General features: G+C 71.0%; 17 protein-coding genes. 7 read left to right on the top strand and 10 right to left on the bottom strand.

Annotation, left to right across the window (positions count from 1 at the left end; translation table 11 throughout):
* Position 1 precedes the first annotated feature (1 nt).
* The gene (locus tag D7V97_RS22245; RefSeq protein ID WP_120612664.1) at positions 2-1,480 is read left to right on the top strand and encodes a M91 family zinc metallopeptidase; all 1,479 of its coding nucleotides are present in this window, start codon (positions 2-4) and stop codon (positions 1,478-1,480) included.
* A 19-nt stretch (positions 1,481-1,499) separates the two neighbouring features.
* Here D7V97_RS22245 and D7V97_RS22240 read toward each other — a convergent pair whose 3' ends face one another.
* From D7V97_RS22240 to D7V97_RS22230, 3 genes are read right to left on the bottom strand one after another with little or no spacing between them, the layout of a single operon-like run.
* The gene (locus D7V97_RS22240) at positions 1,500-2,639 is read right to left on the bottom strand and encodes an ABC transporter permease (RefSeq protein ID WP_233583079.1); all 1,140 of its coding nucleotides are present in this window, start codon (positions 2,637-2,639) and stop codon (positions 1,500-1,502) included.
* A complete protein-coding gene (locus D7V97_RS22235; protein ID WP_120612662.1) occupies positions 2,636-3,562 on the bottom strand; it encodes an ABC transporter ATP-binding protein in 927 nt (308 codons plus the stop codon). Before D7V97_RS22235 ends, D7V97_RS22240 begins: the two co-directional genes overlap by 4 nt.
* On the bottom strand, positions 3,559-4,560 hold the full coding sequence (locus tag D7V97_RS22230; protein ID WP_120612661.1) for an HlyD family secretion protein: 1,002 nt from the start codon (positions 4,558-4,560) through the stop codon (positions 3,559-3,561). The genes D7V97_RS22235 and D7V97_RS22230 overlap by 4 nt, the downstream gene beginning before the upstream one ends.
* Positions 4,561-4,811: 251 nt before the next feature.
* On the opposite strand from D7V97_RS22230, the gene D7V97_RS22225 reads away from it, so the two are divergent.
* Positions 4,812-6,149, top strand: a complete 1,338-nt coding sequence (locus D7V97_RS22225; RefSeq protein WP_120612660.1) for a HAMP domain-containing sensor histidine kinase — start codon at positions 4,812-4,814, stop codon at positions 6,147-6,149.
* Entirely contained in the window at positions 6,146-7,510 is a 1,365-nt protein-coding gene (locus D7V97_RS22220) for a sigma-54 dependent transcriptional regulator (RefSeq protein ID WP_120612659.1), read from the top strand. Before D7V97_RS22225 ends, D7V97_RS22220 begins: the two co-directional genes overlap by 4 nt.
* Positions 7,511-7,569: 59 nt before the next feature.
* Here D7V97_RS22220 and D7V97_RS22215 read toward each other — a convergent pair whose 3' ends face one another.
* From D7V97_RS22215 to D7V97_RS22205, 3 genes are read right to left on the bottom strand one after another with little or no spacing between them, the layout of a single operon-like run.
* On the bottom strand, positions 7,570-7,926 hold the full coding sequence (locus D7V97_RS22215) for a hypothetical protein (protein ID WP_120612666.1): 357 nt from the start codon (positions 7,924-7,926) through the stop codon (positions 7,570-7,572).
* 28 nt (positions 7,927-7,954) lie between these two features.
* Positions 7,955-8,344 carry a YHYH domain-containing protein gene (locus tag D7V97_RS22210; RefSeq protein ID WP_120612658.1) on the bottom strand — a complete coding sequence of 130 codons (390 nt, stop codon included), beginning with the start codon at positions 8,342-8,344 and terminating at the stop codon, positions 7,955-7,957.
* Positions 8,341-10,707, bottom strand: coding sequence for a hypothetical protein (locus D7V97_RS22205; RefSeq protein ID WP_120612657.1), 2,367 nt, complete (start codon positions 10,705-10,707; stop codon positions 8,341-8,343). Before D7V97_RS22205 ends, D7V97_RS22210 begins: the two co-directional genes overlap by 4 nt.
* A gap of 125 nt (positions 10,708-10,832) precedes the next feature.
* On the opposite strand from D7V97_RS22205, the gene D7V97_RS44750 reads away from it, so the two are divergent.
* From D7V97_RS44750 to D7V97_RS22185, 4 genes are all read left to right on the top strand, one after another.
* Entirely contained in the window at positions 10,833-10,988 is a 156-nt protein-coding gene (locus D7V97_RS44750; RefSeq protein WP_158623429.1) for a hypothetical protein, read from the top strand.
* On the top strand, positions 10,985-11,857 hold the full coding sequence (locus D7V97_RS22195; RefSeq protein ID WP_120612655.1) for a DMT family transporter: 873 nt from the start codon (positions 10,985-10,987) through the stop codon (positions 11,855-11,857). The genes D7V97_RS44750 and D7V97_RS22195 overlap by 4 nt, the downstream gene beginning before the upstream one ends.
* 153 nt (positions 11,858-12,010) lie before the next feature.
* Positions 12,011-14,731, top strand: a complete 2,721-nt coding sequence (locus D7V97_RS22190; protein ID WP_147444920.1) for a Calx-beta domain-containing protein — start codon at positions 12,011-12,013, stop codon at positions 14,729-14,731.
* A 113-nt stretch (positions 14,732-14,844) separates the two neighbouring features.
* The gene (locus D7V97_RS22185; protein ID WP_120612653.1) at positions 14,845-15,723 is read left to right on the top strand and encodes a hypothetical protein; all 879 of its coding nucleotides are present in this window, start codon (positions 14,845-14,847) and stop codon (positions 15,721-15,723) included.
* Positions 15,724-15,732: 9 nt separating this feature from the next.
* Here the strand turns inward: D7V97_RS22185 and D7V97_RS22180 are convergent, their stop codons facing one another.
* From D7V97_RS22180 to D7V97_RS22165, 4 genes are all read right to left on the bottom strand, one after another.
* On the bottom strand, positions 15,733-16,158 hold the full coding sequence (locus D7V97_RS22180) for a thioesterase family protein (protein ID WP_233583077.1): 426 nt from the start codon (positions 16,156-16,158) through the stop codon (positions 15,733-15,735).
* Positions 16,159-16,177: 19 nt separating this feature from the next.
* Positions 16,178-17,485, bottom strand: coding sequence for a hydroxyacid-oxoacid transhydrogenase (locus D7V97_RS22175; protein ID WP_120612652.1), 1,308 nt, complete (start codon positions 17,483-17,485; stop codon positions 16,178-16,180).
* A gap of 173 nt (positions 17,486-17,658) precedes the next feature.
* On the bottom strand, positions 17,659-17,979 hold the full coding sequence (locus D7V97_RS22170) for a hypothetical protein (protein WP_120612651.1): 321 nt from the start codon (positions 17,977-17,979) through the stop codon (positions 17,659-17,661).
* Between the two features lie 234 nt (positions 17,980-18,213).
* The coding region (locus tag D7V97_RS22165; RefSeq protein WP_120612650.1) for an ATP-binding protein at positions 18,214-19,224 on the bottom strand (1,011 nt) is incomplete at its 5' end.

The following is a 19,224-nucleotide window of genomic DNA, read 5'->3' as shown; positions in this document are numbered from 1 at the left end:
CGTGAAGCCGGAGCCCGCGAAGGCCCCTGCCACGGCCCCGCGCCCCAACGTGGTGAAGGCCGCCGTCTCCCAGCAGATGACGGATGGCTTCGAAGCGGGGCCCCGCACCGCGCCGGCCCGGGCCCAGAGCGTGAAGGCAGCGCCGGTTCGCGGGGGTGAGGCCGACAAGGCCGACGCCAAGAAGGACGGCGGCTTCCTGGGGGGCATCAGCTCCGCCATCGCGAAGGCCGTCAAGGACGTGGCAAAGGCCGTCGCGGGCCCGCAGGTGAGCACCAACGCCGCCGGCAAGACGGTGGTGGACCTGGGCGCGGGCAACAACACCGCCACGGTGGCCCAGAACAAGGACGGCGGGCTGACCATCACCTCCGGCAAGGACACGGTGACGCTCACGGCCGCGCAGGCCAAGGGCGCCATCATCCAGGGCGGCGACGGGGACGACTCCATCACGGTGGACGCGAGCGTCACCCAGGGCCTCACGCTGGAGGGCGGCGCGGGCAATGACAAGCTCGTGGGCGGCAAGGGCAATGACAAGCTCGTGGGCGGCGCGGGCAACGACACCGTCATCGGCGGCGAGGGCAAGGACACGCTCAGCGGCCTGGACGGCGACGACTACCTGGAGGGCGGCGCGGGCGATGACCGCATCCTCGGCGGCGAGGGCCGCGACGTGATCTACGGCCTGGACGGCAACGACTCCATCTCGGGCGGCGCCGGGCGCGACTACATCGACGGTGGCGCGGGCGACGACAAGGCCTCCGGCGGCGCGGGCGATGATCAGGTCATCGGCGGGCGCGGCAACGACACGCTGAGCGGCGGCACCGGCAACGACGCGGTGGCGGGCGGCGCGGGCACGGACACGGTCCGGGGCGGCACGGGCACCGACAAGCTCTACGTCGAAGAGGGCGAGAGCACGCCCGACGTGGCCACGGGCGAGAAGGAGATCGTCGACATGACGAACGCCGACCAGCGGGGCCGGTCGGTGACGGTGACGGGCAGCGCGGACTTCCAGGCGCGCGCGCAGTCGGACCTGGACGCGATGCGCTCGCTGCCCTCGGGCCAGGAGCTGCTGCGCACGCTGGATGACAGCGGCCACACGACGACCATCCAGGAGACGAGCGGCGGCAACTCCGCGGGGCCCGCCAACCGCGACGACGCCTGGCTCAACACGGACGGCACGAAGAACAAGGGCACCAACGGCACGGTGAACTACAACACCACGCGCATCTCGCTGGGCACCGAGGACTGGCAGAACCGTCCGCCCGTCGTCGGCCTCTTCCACGAGCTGGTGCACGCGTCCGACTACGCGAACGGCACGCTGGCGCGCGGTGAGAAGGACGGCGTGAACAACCGCGAGACGTCCGCGGTGGGTCTGCCCATCGACCTGGACCAGAACCCGGCCACGCCGGACGTCGTCCAGGGCGGTCGCCCCGGCGAGAACGTCCTGCGCGACGACCTGAACCTGCCCACCCGGCCGCGCTACTAGGCCGCCCCCGGAGTCCTCGTCAGTCCAGCGTGGTGCGCGAGCGCGCGATGGCCGCGCCCGCCACCGCCAGCACGAACAGGCCCAGCGCGAGCAGGTCGTCGCCCATGTCCGCGAGCACCTGCTCCTTGAGCAGCACACCCCGCACGATGCGCAGGAAGTGCGTGACGGGGATGACCTCTCCCAACAGCCGCGCCCACCGGGGCAGGCCCAGGAAGGGGAAGGCGAAGCCAGACAGGAAGATGGACGGCAGCAGGTAGAACATCGACATCTGCATGGCCTGCAACTGGCTGCGAGCCACCGTGGAGATGAGGTAGCCCAGCGACAGGTTGCCCACGATGAACAACACGATGCCGCACGCGAGCGCGCCCCACCCCGCGGGCGTGCGCGCCATGGGCACCGAGAACAGCACCCGCGCCATCGTCAGCACCACGACGGTCTGCAGCAGGCCCACGACGACGTAGGGCGTGAGCTTGCCCACCATGATCTCCGCGGGCGTGGCGGGCGTGGACAGGAGCGTCTCCATGGTGCCGCGCTCGCGCTCGCGGGTGACGGCCATGGCGGTCATCATCACCAGCGTCATGGACAGGATGATGCCCAGCAGGCCCGGCACGATGTGGAACGGGGAGAGGCTCTCCGGGTTGTAGCGACGGTGCACCACCACCTCGAACGGCGGCGGCGTGGACCGTCGCGCCACCGGCCCCACCAGCGTGTGCGTCAGCGCCTCCGTGGGCAGCATCGCCACCGCCGCGAGCGCGCCCGCCGCGGCCTGGGGGTCGGACGCGTCCGCCTCCGCGAGGATCTGCGCGCGCTCGCCCTTGAGCACCCGCTGGGTGAAGTCCGGCGGGATGGTGACGGCGAGCATCACCTGCCCGCGCCGCAGCAGCTGCTCCAGCTCCGCGTCGGAGCGCGGCAGGTAGCGCACGTCCACGTAGCCCGTGCGCTCCATCGTGGCGACGACGGAGGCGGCCACGGTGCTGGTGTCATGGGACAGCACCGCCGCGGGCAGGTGCCGGGGGTCCATGTTGATGGCGTAGCCGAAGATGAGCAGCTGCATCACCGGCAAGAGGAGGATCATCGCGTAGGTGACGCGGTCGCGACGCAGCTGCGTGAACTCCTTGAGCAGCACGGCCAGGATGCGCGGCAGCGAGTCCATGCTCATGACGCGTACCGCTCGTCGCGCTCGCGACCCATGAGCTGGATGAAGACGTCCTCCAGGGACGGTGGGACCTCGCTCCAGCGGAAGGGCTCGCGGCGCCACGGGGTCAGGGCCCGCTCCAGGGCCTCGCGCTGGACGCCGCTGACGTGCACGGCGGCGCCGAACGCGGAGGCGCTGAGCACGCCTTCGGCCCGGGCCAACTCGTGCGCCGCGCGGTCGATGCCCGGCCCTTCTCCCAGGAACGTCACCAGCCCGGAGTCGCGGATGACGGCGTCCGCCGTGCCCCGCGCGATGAGGCGGCCGTAAAGGATGTAGCCGATGTCGTGGCAGCGCTCGGCCTCGTCCATGTAGTGCGTGGACACCAGCACCGTGAGGCCCCCGGCGGCGAGCGCGTGGATCTCATCCCAGAACTCGCGGCGGGCGCGCGGGTCGACGCCCGCGGTGGGCTCGTCCAGGAGCAGCAGCCGGGGCTCGTGCAGCGTCGCGGCGGCCAGCGCCAGGCGCTGCTTCCACCCGCCGGAGAGCGCGCCCGCGAGCTGGCGGCGGCGGTCGAAGAGGCCCAGCCGGTGGAGGGTCGCGTCCACGCGCTCGCGTCGCTGGTCGAGCCCGTGGATGCGCGCGACGAAGGCCAGGTTCTCCTCCAGCGTCATGTCCTCGTAGAGGGAGAACTTCTGCGTCATGTAGCCCGTCCTGCGCTTGATGGCGTCGCCGCGGGCGCGGAAGTCCATGCCCAGCACCTCGCCCTCGCCGCTGTCGGGCGTGAGCAGGCCGCACAAGAGCCGCAGCGTCGTCGTCTTGCCGGAGCCGTTGGGGCCCAGGAAGCCGGTGATGCGGCCGGAGTCCACCGCGATGGAGACGTCCCGCACGACGTGCCGGTCGCCAAACGACTTGTTGAGCCCGCGCACGTCGATGGCCCGCCCGCTCATCGAGCCACCTCCACGGCCCGCGGGGGCAGCGGCGTCACGTCGAGGGGCTGCCCGGGGAGCAGCCGCGTGGGATGGGAGGGCACCGCCTCCACCAGGAACACCAGCTTCTGCCGCGTCTCCAGGCTGTAGATGATGGGCGGCGTGTACTCGGGACGCGAGGACACGTAGTCCACGCGCGCGGTCATCCCGGCGTCGCAGCCGTCGCACGCGATGGCCACGACGGTGCCCGGTGCGTACGAGGCCACGCGGGCCTGCGGCACGTAGAAGCGGGCCTTCACGCGCGCGTCCGGGACGATGCTGATGACGGCTGCGTTGGGGGCGGCCCACTCGCCCTCCTGGAAGAGCACCTCCTCCACGCGACCCGCGACGGGGGAGACGGGCGCCAGCTCGGAGATCTGCCGCTCCGCGGCCGTGAGGCCCGCGCGTCCGCTCGCGAGCTGGGCGCGGACGACCTCCAGCTGCGCGCTCGCGGAGGTCACGTCCGTGAGGGCCACGTCACGCTGGGCATGCGCTCGCGCCACGGTCGCGCGGAGCAGGTCGAGCTGCTGCGGCGTCACGGCCCCGTCCATCGCCCGCTGGACAGCGAGGAGTCGGGCCAGGTCCGCGTCCGCGCGGTCCACCTCCGCCTGCGCGACGGCGAGCGAGGCACGGGCCCGTCCCACGTCCGAACGGCGCGCGAGGAGCTGGGCCTCCGTCTGCCCTATCTGCGCCCTCGCCTGGTCAGCGCGTGCCTGCCCTGACGTGGGCTCCATGCGGAACAGTGGCGTGCCTGGCTCCACGCGCTGACCGCGCACCACGGACACCTCCGCCACCATCCCGGCCACGGGCGAAGAGAGGTAGACGTTGTCGCTGACGACGTAGCCGGTGAAGCGCGGCGGCGGCTCGACCGGGGGAGGACGTCGCAGCCACGCGATGCCCGCCACGATGACGGCGACGAGGACGACCGCCGCGACGACGGCACGCTTCGAATGCTTCGACCGTCTCCCCTGCCCCGACATCCGTGCCTCCCGACGCGGCCATGGCCGCACGCATCACCGCGTCGTGGATGGAGCACCCGGCGTGCCAGCCCGGAGTTCCTCGGGCAACAGTGCGGAGCCCGCCTGGCGTGTTCGGATTTCCGGCGCTGGACGCCGGGTTTCCGGACACGGGGCGCGGGGCTTCACGTCGGGCCCTGGCGCTCGGGGTGGGGCATCCGCCTTGCTTGGGCATAGGGTAGTGCCCCCCGGTCCAGGAGAACGCCTTGCATTCGATGCCCCCACCCACGGCCACCGGAATCGAGCAGGTCCAGCGCGAGGCGTTCTCGCGGATGTTCCGTCAGGTGACGAAGGTGCTGGTGTTCCTGAGCCCCCTGCCGGTGGTGCTCGTGTCGCTGGGCCTCATCGGGGACACGTCCACCTGGCGCCGGTGGAGCGTGGGGGCGGTGCTCCTGTTGGTGCTGGTGGGGCTGGGCGTCGTCTCCTCCTGGCGGCGCAAGCAGGTGGTGTCGTCGGAGCCGGGCACGGTGCTGCCGCTGGTGGCGTTCCCCCTCTTCACGCTGACGAACCTGTCGCTGGGAGGGCTGGAGAGTCCGCTCATCCCGCTGGTGGTGCCCGCGAGCTTCGCCACGGCGATCCTCTTCCCGACCGCGCGAGGCCGCAGGTGGGCGGGCTACCTGCTGGCGCTGCTGGGCGTGCAGGCGGCGGTGATGTGGACGGGCGTGCTGCCGGACCTGGTGCCGCAGCTCTTCGGAGGCGGCCAGCGCGCGGGGCACAACGATGCGCTCCTGCTGACGATGCTCGGGGTGACGGTGTTCCTCGTGGTGTGGGCGAACTTCATCGGCGCGACGTTGCGGCGCACGTTCCGGGGCATGGTGCTCACGGCGTTGGCCGCGCGTGACGACGTGCTGAAGGCGCACGAGGAGCGGGTCCGCACGCTCACCACGCTGTCAGGCGAGATTGCCCATGAGCTGAAGAACCCGCTGGCGAGCGTGAAGGGGCTGGCCGCGATGATCGCGCGCGAGGTGGAGGGCCGGCCCGCGGAGCGGCTGGGCGTGCTGCGCCGGGAGGTGGACCGCATGCAGGAGATCCTCGAAGGGTTCCTCAACTTCTCCCGGCCGCTGCTCCCGCTCAACGAGGCGCACGTACCGCTGGATGTGCTGTGCCGACAGGTGGCGGAGCTGCACGAGGGCATGGCGGGCGAGCGAGGCGTGGGGCTGCGCGTCGCGGAAGGGCCCCGGGTGGAGGCGTGGTGCGATGCGCGCAAGGTGCGGCAGGTGATGATCGACGTGGTGCAGAACGCGCTGGAGGCCGCGCCCCGGGGCACCACGGTGGAGCTCCAGGCCCGGACGACGCCGGAGGGAGGAGGCCGCGTGGAGGTGCGCGACCGGGGACCAGGGCTGGCACCGGAGGTGCGTGAGCGCGTCTTCGAGCCGGGCGTCACCACGAAGCCGCAGGGCTCCGGGCTGGGACTGGCCCTGGCGCGAGCGCTGATGCGCCAGCATGGCGGAGAGCTGAGCCTGCGCGAGCGCGAAGGCGGAGGCTGCGTGGCGGAGCTGGTCCTCCCGGCCGCGCCCGCGGCGCAAGCACCCGGGAAGGAGGCCCTGTCATGAAGGCACGCGTGCTGGTGGCGGATGACGACGCGGGCGTGCGCTACACGCTGCGTGGCTTGCTGGAGGACGACGGGCTGACGGTCGAGGAGGCCGTGGACGGAGAGGCCGCGCTCGCGCGCCTGGAGCAGGAGCCTCCCGTGGACCTGGTGCTCAGCGACCTGCGGATGCCGCGCGTGGATGGAATGGAGCTGCTGCGGAGGGTCCGCGCCCGTTCGCCCGCGCCGCGCGTCATCCTCATCACCGCGCACGGCTCCGAGCGCCACGCCGTGGAGGCGATGAAGCTGGGCGCGCTGGACTACTTCCGCAAACCCTTCGACGTGGACGACGTGCTCGCGGTGGTGCGCCGGGCGCTGGGCCTGGTGCGGCTGGAGGCGGAGAACGAGCGGCTCGCGGGCGAGGTGAACCTGCTGCGCTCGCTGGTCTTCGTGTCGCAAGCGATGGCGCGGCTGGCGTTGCTCATCCAGCGCGTGGGCCCGCGCGATGTCACCGTGCTCATCACCGGAGAGAGCGGCACCGGCAAGGAGCGCGTCGCCGAAGCGTTGGTGCGAGCCTCGCCGCGCGCGGACAAGCCCTACGTGCGCTTCAACTGCGCCGCGCTCGCGCCGGAGCTCGCCGAGGCGGAGCTGTTCGGCCATGCGAAGGGAGCCTTCACCGGGGCCGTGCGACTGCGACGGGGCCTCTTCCGCGAGGCGGACGGCGGCACCCTCCTGCTGGACGAGGTGGGAGAGCTGGCCTTGCCCCTCCAGGCCAAGCTCCTGCGAGTCCTCCAGGAGGGCGAGGTGCGTCCGCTGGGAGAGGACCGCGCCTTCCCGGTGGACGTCCGCGTCCTCGCCGCCACCCACCGGGACCTGCCCCAGCGCGTGGCCGAGGGTCGCTTCCGCGAGGACCTCTACTACCGTCTCAAGGTGGTGACGCTCCAGGTGCCGCCGCTGCGAAGCCGGCCGGAGGACATCGCCGCCCTGGCGAGGCACTTCCTCGCGCGCCACACCGAGCGCTTCCGGATGCCCCCCGTGGCGCTGACGCCAGAGTTGCTGGAGCGCCTCACGGCGTACCGCTGGCCCGGCAACGTGCGCGAGCTGGAGAACGCCCTGGAGAGCGCCGTGGTGCTGTCCGCTGACGGGACGTTGGATCCGGACCTGCTGCCCGGAGGCGCCGAAGCCTCAATGCCCCAGGCCCCCTCCGGCGCCACGTTGAGGGAGCGGATGGACGCGCACGAGCGCGAGCTCATCCTCGCGGCGCTCGCGACATCGCAGGGGCAGCGCACGGAGGCCGCACGGGCACTGGGCATCGGCCGGGCGACGCTGCACGACAAGCTGCGCAAGCACGGGCTGCTTCAGGAGGACGAGGAGTCGGAGCACTGAGCCTGTGGCGATGCCGCGACGGACTTGCCCTCTTACATCCTGCCCGAACGGGCTTCTTCTCAAAACGCCAGGAGCACCTCCACTTGCGCACTCAGCGCGCGGGCCTCTTCGGTCTTGCCCAGCTGGAGGTAGAGCGCCACCGCGTCGCGACGCTCCTGGATTTCGCGCTGGATGAGCGCCTCCACCGCCTCCGGGGACAAGAGCAGTCGAGCCACTTCACCACTCCCGAGTCCCCCCGCGCTGCCGGCGATGCCGCCACCGACCGATGCAGGCGCGACGCTGATGTCGGGCGCCTCGGCATTGTCGATGGCGGCGAGCGTTTCCCGAAGCACCGACGAAGCAGGTGCATTTCGGGTGCGCAGTGCGTCTTTCAGCGCGGCACGCAGCGTTGCCTTCCATTCATCCACGGTCCTCATACGCCAAGCGTAATCGAGGACGCCCATTTCACCACCGGACCGTCAGCTCCGTCGTCTCCCCCGCGGTGGCATTCGTCGTCGCCTCGTGCGTGCCCAGCGCAGCGTGCTCGAGCCTCACCTTCACCTGCCCGCTGTCCACCTTGATGGCTCGCGTCGGGGACAGCCCCACGTATTTGTCGTTGATCCACACCCGCGCACGCGGAATGGCGACCACCTGCAACCGCGCGGGCTCCACCACGGGAGCGCTCCACCCTCCTCCCGAAGAGCCTCCTCCCCCATGACAGTGATAGTCGCCCGTGCGTCGGTTGTTGTGACAGCCCGAACTGTCGGTCCGTCCCCCATGCGCCCACGCGACGCTGCTGGCGACGAAGCCCAGGACGACGCCCACCCCGAGCAGCACCTGCTTCCCGCTCCTCATGGCTCCACCCTTCCAACGAGGACCTCGACGAGTGCTCCGTCCTGCCAGCCCAACAACGCCGCATGCGGCCCCAGCCGCGCCGGAACATGGGCGACCCCCGTCCCCGCGCGCACCAGGTCCTTCGCGGTGAAGGCATGTCCCGTCAGGCGCTGGACCACCTGCTGGAGCGCCTCCGTGGCCAGGGCTTCGCGCCCGTGGTCCGTGGCGGTGACATGAAGTCCGCGCGTCATGCCCTGAGCCACGAAGAGGTGCACGAGCGTGCCCGTGGGGGCCTCCTTCACGGCGAACACTCCAGGCTGCTTCTCCTGGAGCCCCGAGGCGCCCAGCAAGGCCTGCGCGACCTCGACAGGCGCTCCCAATGGCAGCTGCCCCCGCAGCAACTCCTCCCGTCGCTGGAGGACGTGGCTCCGTGCCCCGGTCAGCGCGGCGTCACCGGTGAGCACGGAGAGCAGGCCCTGCGCTTCCACCTCGGCGGCGTGGAGTGCTTGCAGTCTGGGGCCCAGGCTCCCCGATGCGCGGGCGACCTGCTCCAGCCGCGCGGCCTCTGTGTCGCGGAAGGTCGCCAGGGCCGTCCGGGCTGCTTCATTGGCGTCAGCCTCCACGGCGAGCTTGAGGGCCTGGGCCGTACAGGGGCGGTCCTGGGCCGCGCAGCTCCGGGCGCGCAACAGGTAGGCGTGCGACACCAGGGGCCCGGGAGGCTCCGTGGCGAGCGAGGGCGCCTGGATCCGCAGCAGGGTGCGAAGCGCGTCCTCCACCTCTCCCTTCGCCAGCAGGGCCTTGCCCTGTTCCAGCCGCTGGTCCTCGAGCCGCGCGCGAAGGCGGTTCACGAACGGCAGCGGGGCCTCCTCGTTCGCGAGGTGCGTCAACTCCTGCTCGACCTCCGACTCGTCGTTCCGGGCGAGCGCCGAGAGGATCCAGGCCTCCCGCAGCCGCTGTCGCTCGGCCTCCAGGGGTTGCGTCTCGACCTTCGTGCGCGCGTAGAAGGTGACGAGCTTCACCGCAGCGCGGTTGTCCATGCCCCGCACACGGGCCTGCACGAAGGCGTTCCGGGCGGCGATGAACGCGTGGGAGGTGTCCCCTTCCGACTGCAAGGCATTCGCATGCAGCTCGGCCAGGTCAAGCGTGCCCGCGGTGGTCAGCCGCGACAACTCCGCGGTGGAGGGCCGCACCCAGGTGAAGCATCCCAGGTAGAGGAGGGCGCAGAGCCCGGTGAGGCCAAAGCCAAACCGGTCATGCCACCGCCTCGCGGACTTCGAGCCATCCGCCCGACGCAGCCGCTGCCAGCTCGCCATCATCAGCCAGCAGCCTGAAATCAGGCCCAGCGAGGCCCACGCGACGAGCCCTGCGGATGGATGGCGTTGGTAGAAGAGATGGCGCCCCGTGAAGGCGCTCGACAGGAGCGGGGCGCCGAAGAAGAAGCCCAGGAAGAAGACGCCCAGCAGGGCCGCGAAGCGGTGGCGGAAAGGGCGGGTGTCTCGGGCCGGGGTCGCGCGAAGGTCATGGCCCAGCAACTTCAGGAAGCCCCGCTGGCCCGCGAACGTGTAGTGGACGGTCGCGGAGGGGGCCTCGAACACCTCCAGCGTCTGCGAGAGGACGCGCCCCCGGAGGGGTTCGAGGGTCGGCTCCAGCGAGGCTCGCGCGGACAGGAAGCCCGCCGCTTCAGCCTCCGGGCCCGGCCGGGACGACGGAAGCGGGCCATCGTGCTCCCGCGTCTCCAGGGTGCGCGCACCCCGCCACTGGAGGGCCCGCGGCGAGCCGCGCATGAGGCCCGGATGCGCACGCAGCCGCGGGTCGTCAGGCCAGACGCCCACCTGGGTGCCCTGCGCGGTGGTCACCTTGAGCCATCGCCGCATGCGCCCCGAGCTCCGGCAGGGAGTGCAGCCCACCTGTCCCTTCGAGCAGCGGAGGCACTTCTTCTTCCCGGTCCCACGGCACTCCGGACACCTGACCGTCCGGTAGCTCTTGCGCGCGCGACTCATCCGCCGCCCGTCGCCGCCGCAGCCGGAACAACTCACGCGCAGGCCGCCGTGACAGGAGGGGCACGTCACCTGACCTCCCCCCGAACACCTGCGGCAGGCCGCCACATGCGAGGTGCGCACCGCCAGCTCCTCGGGGGACCCGCTCCACAGGTCCAGGGACTCCAGCGCCACCGGATGGCTGAGCGCGCTCATCGCGCCCGTGGCGGGCTCCTCCGCCCAGGTTCCCGTGCGGGTCGCGTAGCGCGTGATGAGGCGCCCGTAGCGAAGTGTCTCGACCTCGACCCCGGTGATGAGGTCGCGAAAACCCATGGGCCCCAGGTGCCAACGCGCCCACCGCACGGCCGCGGTCCTGGCCCGCGGCTCCATCGCCTCCGCTTCCGTCATGCGCCCTCCACCTCATCCCTCCATGGGACGGCGAAGCGGCCTCACGAGGCAATCACCCGAAAGAGGGAGGCGCACACCGAATCCAGCCGCGGCCCGCGGGCGGGCTCATCGGCACGCCGGACCCCGTGGCCGAGCGCGTGCTGGAGTTCGAGCGCGCCGGCGTGGACCTGCTGCTCCTGCGGTGCAGCCCGCAGATCGATGAGAGGGAACACTTCAGCCGGGTGGTGATGCCCCGGGGACGTGACGCGCGTCACGCGGCCCGCTATGTCCCTGCAGCGTGAGCACTCCCCTCCTCACCCTGCTGGCCCTGCTGGGCTTCGCCGCGAACTCGCTGCTGTGCCGCGCGGCCCTCTCGGGTGGCGCGGCGCGCAGCATCGACGCGGGTTCGTTCACGCTGGTGAGGCTTGCGTCGGGAGCGCTGGTGCTCGCGCTGCTGCTGCGGCTGCGACGGGGCGGCCGCGGGGCGACGGGGCACGGGAGCTGGGCGTCGGCGCTTGCGCTCTTCGCGTATGCGGCCGGCTTCAGCTTCGCGTACGTGCGCATCGGGGCGGGCGTGGGCGCCCTGCTGCTCTTCGGCTGCGTGCAGCTCACCATGCTCGCGGCAGGGCTCGCGCGCGGTGAGCGGCCGCGCGCGCTCGAGTGGGCGGGGCTCACGGTGGCACTCGCAGGGCTCGCGGGGCTCACGCTTCCTGGAGCAAGCGCGCCGGATGCGCTCGGCGCGGGGCTCATGGCCGCGGCGGGCGTGGCGTGGGGCATCTACAGCCTGCGGGGGCGTGGGAGCACGGACCCTCTCGCGGCAACGGCCGGCAACTTCGTGCGCAGCGTGCCGCTGGCCCTGGCACTTGTGATGCTCGCCCGCGCCCTGGACGCGGCCCCACCCCTGTCGTCGAAGGGGCTGCTGCTTGCGGTCACGTCAGGCGCGCTCGCCTCGGGCGTGGGCTACAGCCTCTGGTACGCCGCGCTGCCCCACCTGAGCAGCACGCGCGCGGCGGTGGTGCAGCTGTGCGTCCCGGTCATCGCAGCGGTGGGCGCGGTGCTGCTGCTCGGAGAGCCCCTCACCCAGCGGCTGCTCCTGGGTGGCACCGCGCTGCTCGCGGGCGTTCTGCTGAGCCTGCGCGCGAAGCAGCGTCCGATTCCGGCGAAACACTGACGGGCACGCCCTGGAGCACCAGCACCGGCGGAAGCGCGGCTGCGACAGGCCCACGTCCCTGTCATTGATCCAGACCCGACCGCGCACGATACCTGGAAATCAAGCCTTCCATTGGAAAATATAATTTCCAACAAAACATGCTTGATTCCCTGCATGCGAACCCACCTCAAGCGCCTCGTCCTCGTGGCCGTACTGGGGCTGTCTGCGTCCGCCGCGCGCGCGGGCAACCCCACGAACCCGATTCTCTTCGTCACGCAGGTGCCCATGCCGGAGGAGGTGAACTCGCGCACCATCTCCGTGAGTGATCAGTCCTGTGTCTCGCCGTTCAGCAATCACCTCGCGGACACGGCGCACGCGGGACGCGGCGGTTCGCTGCATGTCCGCTTCAGCAACGGGCAGGTGGTGGACCTGCTCGCGGCGGCGGACTGGAGCGCGATTCCTGGCGGCAAGCCGGCCACCAACGCGGTGGCGGTGCGCAACCCGAGCGTGAGCTGGGCCGCGGACAAGGCTCTCTTCAGCATGGTCATCGGAGCGCCGAGCGGCCCCACGGACACGACGCAGTTCTTGTGGCAGCTCTACGAGATCACGCTCCCCACGCAGGCCCAGTTGAACGCGAGCGTGCCGCCCGTCCTCACGAAGGTCGCGAACCAGCCGGCCTCCAACAACGTGTTCCCGACCTACGCGCTCAACGGGAAGCTCGTCTTCGCCAGCGACCGTCCGTACAACGGGCAGGCGCACCTGCTCCAGCGCGAGGAGTACCTGGGCCTGCCCACGGTCAGCGGACTGTGGAGCCTGGACCCGATGTCGGCCAGCTCGCTCCAGCTCCTGCACCACGCGCCCAGCGGCGCGTTCTCGCCCATGGTCGACAGCGCCGGGCGGCTCATCTTCACGAACTGGGACCACCAGACGCGCGACCCCGAGGCGGTGACGGACTACCGCGACGGCATCACCACGGCGCCCTACAACGAGACCTTCAAGCAGACCTTCAACGGCTCGGGCAATTTCGTCGACGAGACCTCGGGCGCGGCGTTCACCCAGGTCACCGCGATGTCCATCAATGCCTGGGAGTTCTTCCCGGAGCCCCGCAACTTCGACCGCAAGACGCTCCTTGACGAGTTCGGCAATACCCTCAACGGCTTCGCGCTGAACCTCTTCATGCCGTGGATGATCAACCTGGACGGCACCGACGGCGAGATCCTCAACCACGTGGGCCGCCATGAGGTCGCCAATGGCGTCGCGAAGAGCTTCAAGGACGCCACCCTCGTCGACCTGAGCGCGACCGTGAACCCCGGCTACGGCGGCATGACGGCGCGCACCTTCTACAACAACCTCCTGTGGACGCGGGAGGACCCGCGGCGCCCGGGGACGTTCTATGGCAGTGACGCCCCGGACCTGGGCACGCACGGCGCGGGGCAGATCGTCCGGCTGAACAACGCGGGCACGAACGCGAGCGGCGCCCCGCTGAATCCCGACGCCATCACCGTGACCTACATCACGCCCGGCGCGAACAACGCGGCGAAGCCCGCCTTCATCCCCACGGTGAAGGGGGGCATGAACGTGCCCGCCAGCGGCGCGGCCGCGCTCCCCGTCGCGAACGCGGAGACGCTCTACCGCACCCCGGTGCCGCTCGCCGACGGCAACCTGGTCGCCTCGCACGTGGGCGGGGTCCGGCAGACCGACTACAACAGCGGCACCGTCGCTCAGCCCGTGTCGTTCTACGCCTTCCGGCTGAAGTCGTTGAAGCCGTCCGGGACGACCTACGTGCCCGATGTGACGCTGACCGCGGGACTCACCCTCACCACCAGCTACTACGTGGGCTCGACGCTCGTGAGCTACAACGGCCCCGCCTGGGAGCTGGATCCCGCCGAGGTCGCGCCGCGCACGCCGCCGGTCGCGGCCACGTCGCGCATCGACCCCATCGAGGCCGGCGTCTTCGCCTCGGCGGGCGTGGACGTGCCCACGTTCCAGAGCTACCTGCGCTCCATCAACGCGGCGCTCACCGTGGGCCGCAACGTGACGAAGCGCGACCTGCACGACCGTCAGCAGCCGTTCAACCTGAAGGTCACCTGGTCGAGCACGCAGACCACCGCCACCACCGGCACGCTCTACAACGTCGCGTGGATCCAGTTCCTGCAGGCGGACCTGCGGCGGGGCTACCTGCTCGGCGGGAGCACACCCGCTCCGGGCCGGCGCGTCGTCGCCACCCCGCTGCACGACACCTGGGCGGAGAACGTGCAGACGCCGGGCGCGCCTCCGGGAGCGCTCCGGCTGGGCGATGACGGCTCGTTCGCCGCCATCCTGCCCGCGGGCAAGGCCATGTCCTGGCACCTGCAGGACGACGACACGAAGAAGACAAGCCAGGTGAAGGAGCGGTTCTGGGTGACGTTCCAGAAGGGCGAGGTCCGTACGTGCGCGAGCTGCCACGGCATCAACACCTCCGACCAGACCGGCACGGCCACGAGCCCCGTGGGCCGGCCCACCAACCCGCCGCAGGCGCTCACGACGCTGCTGCAGTTCTGGAAGACGAACCATCCGTCCGGCGCCGTCCAGCACACGACCGCCAGCGTGAGCGCCCCGAAGAACGCGGGCACCGCGGTGCTCACCGTCAGCCGCACCGGAGGCAGCACCGGGCCCGTGACGGTGGCCTACTCCACCCTGGACGGCACCGCGTACGCCGGCACCGACTACGCCGCGACGAGCGGCACCCTGAGCTGGGCCGACGGCGAAACCGCGTCCAAGGCCATCACCGTCCCGCTGCTGAACAACCCCGTCATCGGCGCGGCGAAGACGCTGTCGGTCAGGTTGAGCAATCCCCAGTACGGCTCGCTCGCCGCCATCACGACCGCGACGCTCACGGTGACCGAGCCGCGGTGACAGGTGGAGGGGAGGGAGCCCCGGTCAGCCAGCGGTACGCCACGCCGCAGAGGTGACACACGGGCCGTGCATGGATTTGACAAAACAGGCCAAGTCGGATTTCCCTCTTTATCATGAACTTGAAAAACCCGGTGTTTGGCGTGGTGGCCCTGGCCCTCTCCGCCTGTGGCGGCGAGGCCTCCGTGACGGACGGCGCTGTGGAGGAGACGGTGGTCTCCACGCAGCAGGCGGCGTTCTCGGGCGTGAACGGCACGGTGTGCGAGGAGAGCCCGTACAACTGCAAGCTGCGTCCGACGGGCGGCAACCGCGTCCTCACCAATGATCCGGACGACGACGACTCCTGGGAGCTCTACACGGGCGGGCCCATCCGCGACGGCAACGGCACCGTGGTGGGCACCTCCACCCGGACGAGCTCCACGTTCAACCACGGCCAGACGCGCACCTTCGCGGGCGAGCTGCATGCCTTCGCGGTGTCCACGTCCAACTCCAGCGCGGGCTGGATGCCCATGTCCGCCATCAAGGGCCGCACGTCCTTCGAGGAGAAGGTCGGGCACGTCTCCGCGCTCAGCTCGGGGCTCGCCAAGATGGCGTGCTACGCCGTGCGCAACTCGCACGACACGACCCTGGAGCTCAAGAAGGTCGTCTACGACAGCGACGCGACCCACGAGCGCGCGGGCGACTACCTGCCGCTCGTGCGGGCCAACGGCCTGCGCTCCGCGAACCTCACCTTCAACGTGCCGGGCTTCGGCCTGGGCGGCGTCGCGGTGGACCACTTCCCCGCGGGCACGAAGTTCCAGCGCCTGGACGTGCCGACCAACTCGGGCGCCCCGTCCATCGACATCCCGCTCTGGGTCCAGGACAGCGTGGGCCGCTACCGCCAGCAGTCCGGGACGATGAAGTTCATCTACGGCTACGTCATCGCCGCGACCAGCACCCGCCGCAACGGGTGGATGGCGTACGACGCGCTCGAGGTCAGCTCCGGCTGCCCCTGAGCCCGTCCGTCACGTGAAGACGAGCCGCCCGAGCGCCTCCCGCAGTCGCTCGGGCATCGCCACGGCCTTGCGTGTCTGGCGGTCCACGAAGACGTGCACGAAGTAGCCGTGGGCCGCGGCCTGCTCCTCGCCCTCCTTGAAGAGGGCAATGCCATAGGTGACGGAGCGGTTGCCGAGCTTGTCCACGCGCAGCCCCGCCCTCAGCCGGTCGGGGTACGCGAGCGGCGCGTGGTAGCCACACTTCGACTCCACCACCAGCCCGATGATGGAGCCCGCGTGGATGTCCAGGCCGCCCTCGTGGATGAGGTAGTGGTTCGCCACGGTGTCGAAGTAGCTGTAGTAGGTGACGTTGTTGATGTGGCCGTACAGGTCATTGTCCATCCACCGGGTGGTGATGGGCAGGAAGTAGCGGTAGCGGTCGGCGGTCTCGGACACGGGGGCCTCCAGGTTTCGCCTACCAGTAGCGCAGCGCCTGGTGGAACAGGTCGTTGAGGACAGGCCGGGTCATCTCCCGGGGCGCGTTCTGGAGCAGGCGCTGCTGCGGGAAGGCGCCCTCCGTGAGCGCCTCCACGTCCGCGTCGGTGTACCCCACCCCGCCCAGGCCATTCGGCATCCCCACCGCGCGCATGACCTGGACCAGCCTGCCCGCGAGCACCTCGCCCGCGTCCCCAGGCCCCGCGCCGCGCACGTCCGCGCCCAGGTAGCCGGCGGCCTCCAGGTGGCGCTCGGGGCTCGCGGTGGCCGTGTAGCGGAACACCGCCGGGGCGTTGACGATGACAGCCATGCCATGCGGCACAAGCGCTTCGCCCTCCGGATAGCCCGACGGATGGAAGTCGCGCACCCGCCCGGCCACCGCGTAGGCCATGCCGTGCGGCGCGTGAACCCCCGCGTTGCCGAACGCGATGCCCGCGAGCGTGGCCGCCCACATCAACTGCTCGCGCGCCTCGGAGTCCTGCGCGTCCTTCACGCCGCGCTCCAGGTACAGGCCCATCAGCCGCAAGGCCTCGCGGCAGCCCAGGTCACTCCACGGGTTCGCGCCCTGGCTCATGGGCCGCAGGCTCGGCCGCGCCGGCGCGGGACGGCGCACGTACGGCCGCGCCGTATAGGACTCCAGCGCATGGGACAGCACGTCCAGCCCGCTGGCGGCCACCACCTCGCCGGGCAGCGTCGTGGTGCAGTCCGGGTCGATGAGCGCCTCGGTGGGGCGCAGCGCCGGTGACGCGATGCCCGTCTTCGCCGCCAGGGAGAGCAGGTCGAAGATGGTGATGCCCGTCACCTCGCTGCCCGTCCCCGACGTGGTGGGGCACGCGAGGTGCGGCTTGAGCGGACCGGGCACCGGCCTTCCCTCCCCCACCGGCGCGTTGACGTAGGCCAGGAAGTCCGCCGGGTGCGTGGCGTAGAGGTTCGCCGCCTTGCAGGTGTCGATGACCGAGCCCCCACCCAGGGACACATAGCCATCCGGCCGGAGCTCCGAGGCGAACCGCGCCGCGTCCAGGAAGGAGCGGTCCGTGGGCTCGACGTGCACGTCCGTGTACACGGCCACGTCCAGCCCCGCGGCGAGCAGCGACTGGCGGACCTTCTCGAAGTGCGGCAGCCGCGCCACCCGCGCATCGGAGAACAGCGCCACGCGCGTCATCCCGAGCGCCCGGGCGCGGTCACCCACCTCCGCCAGACAGCCCTGGCCGAAGGTGATGCGTGAGGTGTCCACGGTGAAGGCGCCGTCGCAGCCTTCACCAACAGCGGGGTAATGGCAGCAGCCCATGGCGTCGTCCCTCCGGATCCGTCCCACCCTAATCTACAGGGACGAACCCCGCGCCGGAGGGGCGCGAGCGCACGGGATGTCAGGGTTCGTGCGGAACGACAGAAGACAGAAGCCAGAAGCCGCAGGCGTTCGCGGCTTCCGGCCTCAGGTGTGCAGGGACGTGACGCCCCGGATTACGGGCAGGTGCCCCACCACGCGTCGCCGTTCGGATTGAAGGCCAGACCCGCGTTGTGACACGACTCGACGATCCGGTCCCGACAGTTCACGGTGACGTTGACCTTCACGAAGGCGTTCGAGTTGTTGCAGTGCCCCCAGCAGCACAGGCCGCCCGCGCTGACGTCCTGGCCCTGGCTCTTGATGTACTGCTCGGGAATGACCGGCGCGGAAGCGCCCGGGGGCAGCTGCTGCGGCTCGGTGGCAGCCTCCTGCCCTCCACAGCCGACGGCGGTCGCGAACACTGCAAGCGCGGCGGCAAGCTTCAAGATGTTCTTCATGGTGTCTCCTCCGCACCTGTGGATGGCTCAAGCGGGGTGCGTCCGCTGCATGGCAGGGCTGGGTGGATAAAAAACCCGCATACCAAGCAAGAAGCACCATACCAAAATAACCGTTAATACAAAACTTGACCGGATTAACTGTGACTTGGAGTCATTGCTCGAATCACGGCGAGCACGGGCGCGGCCCTCGGTGCGCGGGGGCCACGTCCACCCGCGCGAGCCAGGCGCTCGACCTCAGCAGGGCTCCGGAGGACCGGACGGCAGCTCCACGACGAACCGCGCGCCCCGGCCCGGCGTGCTGTCCACGGAGATGCTTCCCCCGTGCGCCTGGACGATCTGCCGCGTGATGAAGAGCCCCAATCCCAGCCCCCCGTAGTTGCGCGAGGCGGCGCGCTCGAAGCGCTCGAAGATGCGGCCCTGGGCCTCCGGTGGGATGCCCATGCCCTCGTCCTCCACGATGAGCCGCGCCTTCCGCCCGTGGAGCGCCACCTCCATCCGGATGGCCCGGCCCGCGCCGTACTTCATCGCGTTGGTCAGCAGGTTGAACATGACCTGCTCCATCCGCAGCCGGTCCCACTGCCCGACCACTGGCTCCGGGGCCACCAGCGCGAACTCGCAGCCCGTCTTCTCGAACTGCTCCGCGAGGTGGCTGGCCACGCCCCGGGCCACCGCCACCAGGTCCGTGGACTCCAGGCGCAGGTCCAGCCGCTGCTCGTTGATGCGCGTGACGTCGAGCAGGTGCTCCACCAGCTCCGACAGCCGCTGGAGTTGGGACCCGAACACCTCCAGCATCCTCGCCACCTTCTGCGTGGGCAGCGGACGGGCCACCGTGAGGGCGGACTCCAGCTGCTGCACGCGCAGCTTCATGGAGGTCAGCGGGGTCTTCAGCTCATGCGAGGCGATGGACAGGAACTCATCCCGCGCGCGGATGGACTCCTGCGCCGAGCAGTAGAGCTGGGCGTTGTCGATGGAGGCGGCGGCCCGACGGCCAAGCTCCTCCGTCAGCGCCAGCTCCGCCGGCGCATACGCCTGCTCCGGCCGGGGGGACACGAGGAACAGCACGCCCAGCGTGCGGCCCCGCGCCTGGAGGGGCACGCCCAGCGAGGGCCGTCCCTGGAGCGTCCGCACCCGCGCCCACCGCTCCTCCGCCAGCGCCACGGGGTCCAGCAGCCCGCGCGAATGGCCAGACGCCTCCGAGCTTCCGGTGGAGAGGACCCGGGCGGGGCCGTGGAGGCTCTCCGGGGG

This window comes from Corallococcus sp. CA053C, assembly GCF_003611675.1.
Classification (GTDB): Bacteria; Myxococcota; Myxococcia; order Myxococcales; family Myxococcaceae; genus Corallococcus.
Note: the sequence above shows the minus strand (reverse complement) of the source record. Positions and strands in the feature narration are given on the sequence as shown.

Excerpts from the sequence above, each read along its gene's own strand:
- D7V97_RS22240 (WP_233583079.1), bottom strand. The coding sequence starts at position 2,639 with ATGAGCATGGACTCGCTGCCGCGCATCCTGGCCGTGCTGCTCAAGGAG.
- D7V97_RS22235 (WP_120612662.1), bottom strand. The coding sequence starts at position 3,562 with ATGAGCGGGCGGGCCATCGACGTGCGCGGGCTCAACAAGTCGTTTGGC.
- D7V97_RS22230 (WP_120612661.1), bottom strand. The coding sequence starts at position 4,560 with ATGTCGGGGCAGGGGAGACGGTCGAAGCATTCGAAGCGTGCCGTCGTC.
- D7V97_RS22225 (WP_120612660.1), top strand. The coding sequence starts at position 4,812 with ATGCCCCCACCCACGGCCACCGGAATCGAGCAGGTCCAGCGCGAGGCG.
- D7V97_RS22220 (WP_120612659.1), top strand. The coding sequence starts at position 6,146 with ATGAAGGCACGCGTGCTGGTGGCGGATGACGACGCGGGCGTGCGCTAC.
- D7V97_RS22215 (WP_120612666.1), bottom strand. The coding sequence starts at position 7,926 with ATGAGGACCGTGGATGAATGGAAGGCAACGCTGCGTGCCGCGCTGAAA.
- D7V97_RS22210 (WP_120612658.1), bottom strand. The coding sequence starts at position 8,344 with ATGAGGAGCGGGAAGCAGGTGCTGCTCGGGGTGGGCGTCGTCCTGGGC.
- D7V97_RS22205 (WP_120612657.1), bottom strand. The coding sequence starts at position 10,707 with ATGACGGAAGCGGAGGCGATGGAGCCGCGGGCCAGGACCGCGGCCGTG.
- D7V97_RS22190 (WP_147444920.1), top strand. The coding sequence starts at position 12,011 with ATGCGAACCCACCTCAAGCGCCTCGTCCTCGTGGCCGTACTGGGGCTG.
- D7V97_RS22185 (WP_120612653.1), top strand. The coding sequence starts at position 14,845 with ATGAACTTGAAAAACCCGGTGTTTGGCGTGGTGGCCCTGGCCCTCTCC.
- D7V97_RS22175 (WP_120612652.1), bottom strand. The coding sequence starts at position 17,485 with ATGGGCTGCTGCCATTACCCCGCTGTTGGTGAAGGCTGCGACGGCGCC.
- D7V97_RS22170 (WP_120612651.1), bottom strand. The coding sequence starts at position 17,979 with ATGAAGAACATCTTGAAGCTTGCCGCCGCGCTTGCAGTGTTCGCGACC.